Raw genomic sequence first — 11894 nt, forward strand, 5'->3', positions numbered from 1 at the left:
CTTTGAATGCGCGTCGCCGCTCTGCGGCGCTCGCCGCAGGCGAGGAGCGCATCTAAAGCCCCGCCGGGCGCAGCGCGGCAAATCCAAAACCACCGCCGGGGCGGGGGACCCGGCTAAAACGCGCTGCCCGGCTTCGCCGGAGCGCCGTGCGCGGCGACGCGTGTTCAAAGGGACTTACGCCCCTTCGGATTCCCATAGAGGAACTGCCTGCGGCAGAATCTCTTACAAGGTGCGCCTCTTCGCGGCGCGAAAAAGCCCTCCGACCCTCGGGAGGAAAACCCAGGGAAGAGTCCCAGCCGCCCGCGGGCGGCAGCTCCCGCGAAAGCTGCGCCGCTCTCAGAGCGGCGAATCAAGGAAGTGACAGCATGAAAAAGACAATTCTTGGCGCGTTCTGGCTGGTGGCGGCGCTGGTGGTCGGCGCGCTGATCGCGGCGGCGACCGAGCAGATCCCCTTTTTGTCCTGGCTGGCGTTCGGCAGGAGCATCGGGCTGCCGGTCGAAAACCCGATGGTGCTCGACCTGTCGGTGATCAAGATCGCCTTCGGGTTTGAGATCGGTGTGACGGTCGCGCACATCCTCTGCTTTATCGGCGCGCTCTTCGGCTACAAATACATGGTGAAAAGGATGCATCTTGATGACGGACGGCAAAGACATGATCGGCATGGAAAACACGGCGGGGAAGGGCTTACCGGAGAATCCGGGCGCTGAAATCGTCCTCGCCTCCCAGTCCCCGCGGCGTCAGGAGCTGCTGGGGTTCCTCTTCCCGCGCTTTACGGTGCGGGTGTCCGAGGCGGACGAGACGCTCCCTGAGGGCATCGCGCCCGACGAGGCGGTCCGGACACTCGCGCTGCGCAAGGCGCGCGCGGTGGCGCCGGAGGCGCCCGGCGCGCTCGTGATCGGCGCGGACACCGTCGTGGCGATCGACGGGCTCATCCTCGGCAAGCCGCGGGACGCGGCGGACGCGGCGGGGATGCTCCGGCGGCTGTCGGGGCGGACGCACCAGGTCTATACGGGGGTCGCGCTGCTCGGCGGCGGGCGGGAGGAGTGCTTCCACGAGTGCACCGGCGTGACCTTTGCGCCGCTGACCGACGGGGAGATCGCGTGGTACCTTTCGACGGGGGAACCCTTCGACAAGGCGGGCTCCTACGGCATTCAGGGCTACGGCGCGCGGTTCATCGAACGGATCTCGGGGGATTACTTCACCGTGATGGGCCTGCCGCTTCATGGGATCTATACAAGGATTGGCAGGTTTTACAAATCATTCGGCGCAAAATTACCGAATTATTAACAAACTAGCTGTTGTGCAACCCGGCCCCGCAAGGTATAATAGAACCTGTTAAAACGCGCTTTTACGACACATTTCGATCCATCGTGCGGGTTTTCCGTAACAATACAAGGGGGACGTATCCATATGTTTTCAAAGGACATCGGCATTGACCTGGGCACCGCCAACACCCTCATCTTTATGAAGGGCAAGGGCATCATCATGCGCGAACCGTCGGTTGTGGCGGTCGACACCCGCAACGACACCGTCCGCTATGTCGGGCAGGATGCCAAAGAGGTCATCGGACGCACCCCCGGCAGCATCATCGCGGTGCGCCCGCTCAAGGACGGGGTCATCGCCGATTTCGACATCACCGCGTCCATGCTCCAGATCTTCATCCGCAAGGTGTGCAACAACTCGGTGCTCGCGCGTCCCCGCATCATCATCTGCATCCCGTCCGGCGTCACCGAGGTTGAGCGCCGCGCGGTGCGCGAGGCGGCCTTCAAGGCGGGCGCCAAGCACGTCTCGATCATCGAGGAGCCGATGGCCGCGGCCATCGGCGCGGGTCTGCCCGTCGCCGAGGCGACCGGCAGCATGGTCGTCGACATCGGCGGCGGTACCAGCGAGGTCGCGGTGATCTCGCTGGGCGGCATCGTCGCATCCCGTTCGGTCCGCGTCGGCGGCGACGAGCTGGACAACTCGATCATCCAGTACATCAAGCGCAAATACAACCTCCTCATCGGCGAGCGCACCGCCGAGGACATCAAGATCAACATCGGCTCGGCCTTCCCGCTCGAGGAGGAGGCCACGATGGACATCAAGGGCCGCGACCTGATGGACGGCCTGCCCAAGAACATCCAGATCACCTCGGAGGAGATCCGCGAGGCGCTGGCCGACCCCCTGTCGATGGTGCTCGACGCGATCCGCACCACGCTGGAGAAGACCCCGCCCGAGCTGTCGGCCGACATCATCGACCACGGCATCACCCTGACGGGCGGCGGCGCGCTGCTGCGCGGGCTCGACCAGCTGATCGAAAAGGAGACGGGCATGCCGGTCCATATCGCGGAGAGCCCGCTCGACTGCGTGGCGATGGGCACCGGGCGCGTGCTCGACGACATCGACAGGCTGCGCGACCTGCTCGCGGACGACGCGAAATCCTACTAAGCGCGGCAGGGAAAGGAATCTGCATTGGGAGACTTCTTCAAAAGCAAGCGGTTCAAGATATTGCTCGTCGTGCTGGTGCTGCTGCTGGCGTTCATGCTGCAGGCGGCATGGACGGGCGGATTCTCCCCGGCCATCTCGCAGGCGGCCGGGGTTGTCGTCACGCCCTTGCAGAAGCTCTCCTCCAGCATTTCCGGCGCGGTGAGCGGCTATTTCCGGCGGTATGTCCGCGCCGACGAGATCGCCGCCGAAAACGAGGCGCTGCGCGCCGAGATCGACGAGCTGCGCCGCCAGGCGGTCAACTACGAGGAGTATAAGCACGAAAACGAGGAGCTGCGCAAGTACCTCGACGTCGAGTTCCGGGAGGAGCACCCCGACTTTGAGGTCGAGCTGGCGTCGGTGGTCGCGCGCGACCCGGACGACCGCTTCTACTCCTTTACGATCGACCGCGGTTCCCTCAGCGGCATCGAGCCGCTCGATCCGGTGGTCACCGCCGACGGGCTGGTCGGCGTGGTGCGCGAGGTGGGGGTCAACTACTCCAAGGTGGTCACCATCCTCGACGTGTGGATCGACGTGGGCGCGCGCGACGTGCGCACCCGCGACATCGGCATCGTCACCGGCTCGGTCGACCTCGCGGCGGACGGGAAGTGCCGCCTCAACTACCTGCCCCGCGAGAGCGGGGCCGCGCCGGGGGACATCGTCGTGACCTCCGGCATCGGGGACAGCCTCTACCCGCAGGGGCTGCTGATCGGCAAGATCACCCGCATCGACAACGCGCCGGGCGACATCTCCCTCTTCGCGGAGATCGAGCCGTTCGCCGACGTCCGCCGCCTGACCGACGTGATGGTCATCAAGTCGTTCGAGGGGCAGGGAGGCGCGGAATGAACAATAAAAAGTGGTTCCGCACGGCCAAATTTGCGACTTATATCGTGGTGATGGTGCTGCTCTACATCCTGCAGACCACCCCCGGCTTTCTGACGGTGTTCGGCGTAAAGCCGAACTTTGTCATTCCTGCGGCCGTTTGCATCGCCATGCACGAGGGGGAGTTCACCGGGGCGTTCTACGGCGTGCTCGCGGGGGTCCTCTGCGATTTGGGCGGCTTCGCGCTCGCCGGCTTCAACGCGATGATCCTGCTGGCCGCCTGCACGGCCGTGGGGCTGCTGGTCATCTACCTGCTGCGTCCCGGCGTCATCAACTTCGTCCTGCTGCTCTCCGCCGTGATGCTCGCGCGCGGGCTGCTGGACTTTCTGCTCAACTACGTCATGTGGGGTTACGACCACGTGTGGATGGTGTTCGTCTACGACGTCCTGCCCGGCGTCATCTATACCGTGGCCGTGTCGCCGCTGGTCTATTACCTGTACACCGCGGTCCACGCCTGGTTTGAAGGGCGTATGGAGGCCTGACCCCGCGTCCCAAGGGAGAATCGGATGAAAACAACCGCTAAAAACCGGATGATCATCATGACGGTGGTGCTGATTGTGGTGCTGCTGCTCTATTCGCTGCGCCTCATGCAGCTCCAGGTGGTCGAGGGGGAGTCGCTCGCCGCCCAGATGGAGCGGGTCCGCACGACCGAGCAGGTGATCAAGGCGGCGCGCGGGGAGATCCTCGACCGCAACGGGCGGCCGCTCGCCGTCAACACGATCGGCCGCGACGTGGTGATCAACATGGCCTTCCTGGAGAAGGGGACCACCAACGAGGTGCTCCTGCGGCTGATCCGCATCATGGAGTCGGCGGACGAGGACTGGATCGACAACCTGCCGCTCACGGCGGAGGCACCCTTCCGCTTCAAGCCGGGGGAGGCCTACGAGACGGAGATCGCCCGGCTCAAAAACGCGCTGGGCGTGGCCCAGTACGCGACGGCGGACGACGTGGTCTACCGCCTTAAGGAGAAATACGGCCTCTTCGAGCACGGGGACAAGGACGACCCCGTCCCCTACGCCGACGAGGAGTTCCGCAAGATCGCGGGGGTGCGCTACGAGATGGACCGGCGCGGGTTCTCGATGTCGGTGCCCTACACCTTCGCGACCGACATCAAGATTGAAACGGTCCCCAAGATCAAGGAGCGCAGCTTTGAGCTGCCGGGGGTGGATGTGGTGGAGAGCACCATCCGCCAGTATGTGAGCGGCACGGTGGCCCCCCACGTCATCGGCCAGACCGGCCCGCTCTACAAGGAGCAGTGGGACGCGGCCGGCAAGGTGCAGAACCCCGACGGCTCGGTGTCCGCCCAGATCGGCGAACGCACCTACAAGATGGACGACGTGATCGGCAAGTCGGGCGCGGAGCTCGCCTTTGAGTCGCAGCTCAAGGGGATCGACGGGACCCGGCGGATCACGATGAACTCGTCGGGCGACGTGATCGACGTGGTGGAGGAGAAGGAGCAGGTGCCGGGCAACACCGTCGTGCTCACCCTCGACTCCCAGCTCCAGAAGGTCGCGCAGGACTCGCTCGCGAGCAACATCCGGCGCCTTCAGGACACCAAGGAGGAGCGCAAGGGCAAGGAGGCGAGCGCGGGCGCGGTCGCCGTGATCCAGTGCAAGACGGGGGAGGCCCTCGCGCTGGCGACCTACCCCTCCTACGACCTGTCCGCCTACCAGCGGGATTACGACCAGATCGCGGCGGGGGAGAACCAGCCCCTCTTCAACCGCGCGCTCGACGCGGCCTACACCCCCGGCTCCTCCTTCAAGCCGGCGGTTGCGCTCGGCGCGCTCGCGTCGGGGACGATCACCCCGCGCACCCTCTACAACTGCACCTACGTCTACAACCGGTTCGCGCCGGAATACACCCCCCACTGCGAATCCGCCCACGGCAACGTCGACGTGGTGAACGCGATCCGCGGCTCCTGCAACATCTTCTTCTACGAGGCGGCCTACTACATGGGCATCGACACGCTCGACGAGTACGCCGCGCGGCTCGGGCTGGGGGTGCCGACCGGCATCGAGCTGCCCGAGAACATCGGGCAGGTGGCCTCGCCGGAGGTCAAGGCCGCCTCCCCCGCCTACGCGGACGACCCCCAGTGGCGTCCGGGCGACGTGATCCAGGCGGGCATCGGCCAGCAGTCGACGCTGCTTTCGCCGCTCCAGCTCGCCAACTACACCGCCACCCTCGGCAACAACGGCAAGCGCATGGAGGTGACGGTGCTCAAATCGGTCAAGTCCTACACCTTCGACGAGACGGTCTATGAGCACGAGCCCAAGGTCGTGGACGAGGTCGACGCGCCCGAGGCGTTCCAGACGGTGCGCGAGGGCATGGTCGCGGCCTCCCGGACGGGCACGGCCTGGGCGACCTTCGCGAACTACCCGATCACCGTCGCCTCCAAGACGGGCACCCCCGAACGGGGCGACGGGCTCTACAACTCGGTGTTCATCGCCTACGCGCCCGCCGAGGACCCCGAGATCGCGGTCGCGGTGGTCGTTGAAAAGGGCTGGGAGGGCTATCAGATCGCGCCGGTGGCGCGCGACGTCTTCGACGCGTACTTCTTTTCGCGGACCGGCGGGTCCTCGACCAACTACGGGGAGCTGCTCCCCTGACAAAAGGGAGGAATCGGCATGGCACAGGTGATCCTGGTGACCTCGGGGCGCGGCGGCGCGGGCAAATCGACCGTGTGCGCCTACCTGGGGGCGGCGCTGGCCGCATGCGGGAAAAAGGTGCTGCTGATCGAGGGCTCCCACCGTTCCCTCGACGTGCTGCTCGGCGCGCAGGACCGGGTGGTCTTCGACCTCGCCGACGCGCTCGAGCGGCGGTGCGAGCTTGGGGAGGCGATGGTGGACGCCTGCGGCGTCCGGCTGCTCTGCGCGCCGCTCGATCTGCAGCCGATCATCGACGGCGCGGCCTGCCGGGAGCTGCGGGCGGCGCTGGAGGAGCATTTCGACTTCATCCTGATCGAGGTGGACGGCGGCGACCGGGTGCGGCTGACGGCCTTCGCGGCCTGCGCCGACCGGGCGGTGATCGTCTCGGCGGCGGACGCGGTGTCCGCGCGCGCGGGGCGGATGGTGTCCGATTCGCTCGACGCGGCGGGCGTCGAGGATATCCGTTTGTGCGTCAACCTGCTCACGCGCGACTTTGTGAAGCTGCGGCCCATCCCCGACCTCGACTGGCTGATCGACCAGGTCTGCGCGCAGCTCATCGCGGTGCTTCCGTTCGATGAGGGGCTTGTCACCCCGGTGGCTATCGGTCAAAACATCAATTTGTCGAATGTATCCAAAATAATATTTGATAATTTTGCACAAAGGATTTTAGGGAACTATATTGATTTACTGGTCCAATAGGTGGTATAATGTATCTTGATGGTTTAGACTGTCAGAAATTGGATTTCGCCCGGCCAAACAGACAGAAAGAAGGGCGGCCCGTTTACAGAGAAGAGAGAACGAAACTGACGAGGGGCTTGGAGGAACGCCAATGAACATCGCCTTGATCGCACACGACTCCAAAAAGGAACTGATGGTCCAGTTCTGTATCGCCTACTGCGGCGTCTTCAGCCGCCACAATATCTGCGCGACCGGCACGACCGGAAAGCTCGTCGCCGAGGCGACCGGGCTGGAGGTCTTCCGCTTTCTGGGCGGTTCGCAGGGCGGCGACCAGCAGATCGCGGCGCGCATCGCCTGCAACGAGATCGACCTGCTGCTCTTTTTCCGCGACCCGATCCGCGCGAAGCCCAGCGAGCCCGACGAGGCGGGGCTTCTGCGTTTGTGCGACGTGCACAATATTCCCGTTGCGACCAACATCGCCACCGCCGAGGCGCTCATCCACGCGCTCGAGCGCGGCGACCTCGACTGGCGCAATATCGTCAATCCCCCCAAGCGGTAGAACCGCCATACCGTTACAGGCGCTGATGCGGGAGGAGTAACCGCGGATGGACGGACAGAGAGGGCGCGGCCGGTGAGAGGCGCCCACGTCGGAAATCTGCGGCGAAGACGCCCGAGGAGCCCGCCGCAAGGCGCGTATTCCCCTGCGTTAAAGGGGCTTGAGCGGGGCGCTTTCGCGCCCAACAAGGGTGGCACCGCGCGGTATGACCTCGTCCCTTTGTACGGCATCGCCGTGCAGCCGGGACGGGGTCTTTGATTTTTTACGGACGGAGGTATCGCGATGAAGGAAAAACGAGAACAGGCGCTGCGGCGGGCGCTCAGGCAGGGACCCGGCGTGGGCGCGGGCATCATGCTCGGCGGCGCGCTGATCCCCCGGCTGGCGATGCCGGAGCGTTACAACGACACCTGGCCGCCGCTGGCGCTGCACTGCGCGCTCTATTTTCTGGCGGCGGGGCTCGTCGCCTTCGCGGTCTCCTGCCTGGCGGCCTTCCTGGAGGAGCGGAAACGCCGCCGCGGGTGACGCGGGGCGCGGATTTTGCTTGACAGGCCGCGCCGGGGCGTATTATGATGTTACGGAGGTTTTGACGGATTCAGCCGCCCGGACACGGGCAATGATCTGATAAAAGGACGTCTATCTGAGGAGGAAACGCAATGGCATATCTGACGAACGCGCCGCGCGGCACACAGGACGTGCTGCCGCCCGCGAGCGGCAAGTGGCAGTATCTCGAGGAGACGGCGCGGGACGTCGCGGCGCTGTGGGGCTTCGGGGAGATCCGCATCCCCACCTTCGAGCACACCGAGCTGTTCAGCCGCTCGGTGGGGGACACCACCGACGTGGTGCAGAAGGAGATGTACACCTTCAACGACAAGGCGGGCCGCTCGATCACCCTGCGCCCCGAGGGGACCGCGGGGGTCATGCGGGCGATCCTGCAAAACGGGATGCTCGGCGGCGCGCTGCCGCTCAAGCTCTGCTACCTGGTGAACTGCTTCCGGTACGAGAAGCCGCAGGCGGGCCGCCTGCGGGAGTTCCACCAGTTCGGCGTCGAGATGGCGGGCGCGGCCTCCCATGTGGCGGACGCGCAGGTAATCGGCGTGGCCAAGGCGGTCTTCGACGCGCTCGGCGTCACCGGCCTGCGGCTGGAACTGAACTCGATCGGCTGCCCGGAGTGCCGCGCCAGATACCACGAGGCGCTCAAAGCCTACTTCGCCTCCCACCTCGGGGAGCTGTGCGAGACCTGCCGCGACCGGCTCGAGCGCAACCCGATGCGCATCCTCGACTGCAAGAGCCCCGTCTGCTCGGCGATCGCGAAGGACGCGCCCAAGGTGCTCGACTATATCTGCGGCGACTGCCGCGCCCACTTCGAGGGCCTCAAAAAGGACCTCGACGCGATGGGCGTCGCATATACCGTCAACCCGACGATCGTGCGCGGGCTCGACTACTACACCCGCACCGTCTTCGAGTTCGTGGCGACCGGCATCGGCGCGCAGGGCACCGTCTGCGGAGGCGGGCGGTACGACGGGCTGATCGAGCTGCTGGGCGGCGCGCCCACCCCGTCGGTCGGCTTTGCGATGGGGCTCGAGCGGCTGCTGCTCGTCATGGAGCAGCAGGGCTGCGAGTTCCCGCCCGAGCGGAGCTGCACGATCTACATCGGCAGCATGGGGGAGGCGGCCTCCCTCAAGGCGGTGGAGCTCGCCGCCGGCCTGCGCGCCGAGGGGTTCTGGGCCGAGTGCGATTCCGTGGGGCGCAGCGTCAAGGCGCAGATGAAGTACGCGGACAAGCTCGGTGCGAAATACAGCTGCATCATCGGGGACAACGAGCTTGCGGAGGGCAGGGCCCGCGTCAAGCGAATGGACACCGGCGAGGCGGCCGAGGTGCCGCTCAGCGCGGAGGGCTTTCTCAAATACGTCTACCACAACATGCTCGACGCGGTGATCGACGCCGCGCCGGACGGCATGCCGGAATAATGAGGAACGAGGGATCAATGATGGATACCATGCAGGGACTGAAACGCACCAAATACTGCGGAGAATTTACCGCGGAGGACATCGGGAAGGAAGCGGTCGCCTGCGGCTGGGTGCAGCGCGCGCGCGACAAGGGGATGCTCGTCTTCATCGATCTGCGGGACCGCACGGGAATCGTGCAGCTCGCCTTCGACGACCGGACCGACGCCGAGCTGCGCGCCAAGGCGCAGACGGTGCGGTCGGAATTCGTGCTGATGGCGAAGGGCGAGGTCCGCCGCCGCGAGTCGGTCAACCCCGACCTGCCCACCGGCGAGGTCGAGCTCTATGTCAGCGACCTGCGCATCCTCGCGAAGGCGCAGACCCCGCCCTTTGAGATCACCGACAAGACCAACGTCAAGGAGGAGCTGCGGCTCAAGTACCGCTACCTCGACCTGCGCCGCAGCGAGATGCAGCACGCCATTCTGATGCGCCATAAGATCGTCAAGGCGGCGCACGACTACTACGACAGAAACGGCTTCCTCGAGATCGAGACGCCCTCCCTCATCAAGTCCACCCCCGAGGGCGCGCGCGACTACCTCGTTCCCAGCCGGGTGCATCCGGGGTGCTTCTACGCGCTGCCCCAGTCCCCCCAGCAGTATAAGCAGCTGCTCATGCTGTCGGGCTACGACCGCTACATGCAGATCGCGCGCTGCTTCCGCGACGAGGACCTGCGCGCCGACCGTCAGCCCGAGTTTACCCAGATCGACCTGGAGATGTCCTTCGTCGACGAGGAGGACGTCATGACGGTCAACGAGGGGTTCATGGCACACGTCTTCAAGGAGGTGCTCGGCGTCGAGATCCCCACCCCCTTCCTGCGCATGCCCTACGACGAGGCGATGGAACGGTTCGGCTCGGACAAGCCGGACACCCGCTTCGGCATGGAGCTCTGCGACCTCTCCGACCTGCTCGGCGGCTGCGAATTCAAGGTGTTCAAAGGCGCGCTAGAGGCGGGCGGCAGCGTGCGCGCCCTCAACGTCAAGGGCGCGGCCGACCACCTCTCCCGCAAGGAGATCGACAAGCTCGTCGACTTTGTGAAGGCCTACCGCGCCAAGGGCCTCGCTTACACCCGCCTGACCGCCGACGCGGAGACCTCCTCCTATGAGAAGTTCCTCACCGACGCCGAAAAAGAGGCGATCCGCGGCCGGCTCGGCGCGGAGAAGGGGGACGTGCTGCTCATCGTGGCGGACGGCAATAACCAGACGGTGTTCGACAGCCTCGGCGCGCTGCGCGTCGAGCTGGCAAACCGCCTCGGCCTCATCCCCGAGGGGAAATTCAACTTCCTGTGGGTGACCGACTTCCCGCTCTTCGAGTACAGCGAGGAGGAGGGCCGCTATGTGGCCAAGCACCACCCGTTCACCCATCCGGCGTTCGAGGACCTCGACAAGCTCGAGAGCGACCCGGGCGCCTGCCACGCGCGCGCCTACGACATGGTGCTCAACGGCTGCGAGGTGGGCGGCGGCTCGATCCGAATCAACACCCCCGAATTGCAGGAGCGGATGTTCGAGGCGCTCGGCTTCTCGGAGGAGAGCGCCCGCGCCAAATTCGGCTACCTGATCGACGCCTTCAAATACGGCGCGCCGCCCCACGGCGGCATGGCCTACGGCCTTGACCGGCTGGTAATGCTGATGCTCGGGAAATCCTCCATCCGCGACGTGATGGCCTTCCCGAAGGTGCAGAACGCGAGCGAGCTGATGACCCAGTGCCCCGCCGAGGTGGACGAGAAGAGCCTGCGGGAGCTGTCGATCGCGGTGACCGCGCGCGAAGAGGCGGAATAAAACCGCGGGGGACGGAGAAATCCGTCCCCTTTTTTCGTTGCGTATGGTATAATAAAAAAAGTGAAATGGAGGGGGCGCCATGCGGCTGCAATCGGCGGAAAGATGGGAGACCCTGCCCGGCTGGGCGCGGCGGTTTGTGCTGCCCGCCTGCCTTCTGCTCGCGGCGGCGGGCGTTCGTTCGCTGCTAACCCGGCTGATCTACCCGCCCGGGACGTTCGGGATCGGCTCCCTGTCCGCATGGATGGATCAGGCGGGCGTCTATGCCCGCCTGCAGGAGTTCGCCCGTTTCCTGCGGCCGTTCGGACTTTTGCACGCGCTCGCCCTCGCGCTGGTGATCACCCGGCTGCTGCGCCGTCCGGCGGGGCGCGCGCGGACGTTCGCGGCCTTCCTGCTGCTGGCCGCGCTGAACCCGCTCTGCCTGGGGCCGCTGTCGGCCCTGACCGCCCCCGTCGCCGCGCTGCTTTTTTCCGATGCGGCGTGGGGCGCTCCGGTGTTCGCCGCCGTGTCGGTGTTCCACAGCGCCGCCGGCGTGGCGCTTCCCCTGCTGATCACGCGGCTTGTGCTCGACCGGGTGCGGTGGTTCTATCCGGACGGCCCCGGCTGGGGGAGCCTTGGAAGGGGAACCAAATGCGCGCTGTGGGTTTTTCTGGCGGTGCTGGTGGGGGCCCTCGGTCTGCTGAGTCTGGCGGAGGCCTTTTCGACGCTTCAGCAGCTCGATCTGCTTGCGGGCGGGGGCGGAAGCCTGCTCAATGCTCTTTCGCTGCGCGGCGGTCCCCTGCGCCGGAACCTGCTGCCGCAAAATCTGGCCGTCGCGGCGCTGACAGTCGTTCTGGCCAACCTGATCTTCCGCGCGCCGGGGGGCGCGCGGGCGGGGGGTCCCGGGGGGGGGGGG

12 protein-coding genes are annotated in these 11894 nt (G+C 65.9%); all 12 read left to right on the forward strand.

All coding sequences use genetic code 11. From position 1 onward, the window contains the following. Window positions 1-365 precede the first annotated feature (365 nt). A complete protein-coding gene (locus NE609_RS15595; RefSeq protein WP_256153044.1) occupies window positions 366-707 on the forward strand; it encodes a DUF4321 domain-containing protein in 342 nt (113 codons plus the stop codon). After that, a complete protein-coding gene (locus NE609_RS15600; protein ID WP_370867178.1) occupies window positions 634-1287 on the forward strand; it encodes a nucleoside triphosphate pyrophosphatase in 654 nt (217 codons plus the stop codon). The genes NE609_RS15595 and NE609_RS15600 overlap by 74 nt, the downstream gene beginning before the upstream one ends. Window positions 1288-1410: 123 nt before the next feature. Further along, window positions 1411-2427 carry a rod shape-determining protein gene (locus NE609_RS15605; protein ID WP_256153045.1) on the forward strand — a complete coding sequence of 339 codons (1017 nt, stop codon included), beginning with the start codon at window positions 1411-1413 and terminating at the stop codon, window positions 2425-2427. A gap of 24 nt (window positions 2428-2451) precedes the next feature. Then, window positions 2452-3309: a rod shape-determining protein MreC gene (mreC, locus tag NE609_RS15610; protein WP_101548619.1), complete on the forward strand. Its 858-nt coding sequence runs from the start codon at window positions 2452-2454 to the stop codon at window positions 3307-3309. Next, entirely contained in the window at window positions 3306-3827 is a 522-nt protein-coding gene (locus tag NE609_RS15615) for a hypothetical protein (protein WP_121587535.1), read from the forward strand. The genes mreC and NE609_RS15615 overlap by 4 nt, the downstream gene beginning before the upstream one ends. Window positions 3828-3851: 24 nt before the next feature. Then, window positions 3852-5951: a penicillin-binding transpeptidase domain-containing protein gene (locus tag NE609_RS15620; RefSeq protein ID WP_121587536.1), complete on the forward strand. Its 2100-nt coding sequence runs from the start codon at window positions 3852-3854 to the stop codon at window positions 5949-5951. A gap of 18 nt (window positions 5952-5969) precedes the next feature. Next, on the forward strand, window positions 5970-6689 hold the full coding sequence (locus NE609_RS15625) for an AAA family ATPase (protein ID WP_256153046.1): 720 nt from the start codon (window positions 5970-5972) through the stop codon (window positions 6687-6689). A 130-nt stretch (window positions 6690-6819) separates the two neighbouring features. Continuing rightward, window positions 6820-7227 (forward strand): methylglyoxal synthase, encoded by a 408-nt coding sequence (gene mgsA, locus NE609_RS15630; RefSeq protein WP_101548628.1) that lies wholly within the window; start codon window positions 6820-6822, stop codon window positions 7225-7227. Window positions 7228-7506: 279 nt separating this feature from the next. After that, window positions 7507-7746, forward strand: a complete 240-nt coding sequence (locus NE609_RS15635) for a hypothetical protein (protein WP_256153047.1) — start codon at window positions 7507-7509, stop codon at window positions 7744-7746. 131 nt (window positions 7747-7877) lie between these two features. Then, a complete protein-coding gene (gene hisS, locus NE609_RS15640) occupies window positions 7878-9191 on the forward strand; it encodes a histidine--tRNA ligase (RefSeq protein ID WP_121587539.1) in 1314 nt (437 codons plus the stop codon). Window positions 9192-9208: 17 nt separating this feature from the next. Beyond that, window positions 9209-11002, forward strand: coding sequence for an aspartate--tRNA ligase (aspS, locus tag NE609_RS15645; protein WP_256153048.1), 1794 nt, complete (start codon window positions 9209-9211; stop codon window positions 11000-11002). Between the two features lie 79 nt (window positions 11003-11081). Continuing rightward, window positions 11082-11894 (forward strand): hypothetical protein (locus tag NE609_RS15650; RefSeq protein ID WP_256153049.1); only part of this gene is annotated, 813 nt, incomplete at its 3' end.

The organism is Anaerotruncus sp. DFI.9.16 (assembly GCF_024461615.1).
GTDB lineage: Bacteria > Bacillota > Clostridia > Oscillospirales > Ruminococcaceae > Anaerotruncus > Anaerotruncus massiliensis.

Bases quoted from the DNA above. Each gene is read 5' to 3' on its own strand.
- NE609_RS15595 (WP_256153044.1), top strand. From the start codon at position 366: ATGAAAAAGACAATTCTTGGCGCGTTCTGGCTGGTGGCGGCGCTGGTG.
- hisS (WP_121587539.1), top strand. From the start codon at position 7,878: ATGGCATATCTGACGAACGCGCCGCGCGGCACACAGGACGTGCTGCCG.
- NE609_RS15600 (WP_370867178.1), top strand. From the start codon at position 634: ATGACGGACGGCAAAGACATGATCGGCATGGAAAACACGGCGGGGAAG.
- aspS (WP_256153048.1), top strand. From the start codon at position 9,209: ATGATGGATACCATGCAGGGACTGAAACGCACCAAATACTGCGGAGAA.
- NE609_RS15605 (WP_256153045.1), top strand. From the start codon at position 1,411: ATGTTTTCAAAGGACATCGGCATTGACCTGGGCACCGCCAACACCCTC.
- NE609_RS15625 (WP_256153046.1), top strand. From the start codon at position 5,970: ATGGCACAGGTGATCCTGGTGACCTCGGGGCGCGGCGGCGCGGGCAAA.
- NE609_RS15620 (WP_121587536.1), top strand. From the start codon at position 3,852: ATGAAAACAACCGCTAAAAACCGGATGATCATCATGACGGTGGTGCTG.
- NE609_RS15635 (WP_256153047.1), top strand. From the start codon at position 7,507: ATGAAGGAAAAACGAGAACAGGCGCTGCGGCGGGCGCTCAGGCAGGGA.
- mgsA (WP_101548628.1), top strand. From the start codon at position 6,820: ATGAACATCGCCTTGATCGCACACGACTCCAAAAAGGAACTGATGGTC.
- NE609_RS15615 (WP_121587535.1), top strand. From the start codon at position 3,306: ATGAACAATAAAAAGTGGTTCCGCACGGCCAAATTTGCGACTTATATC.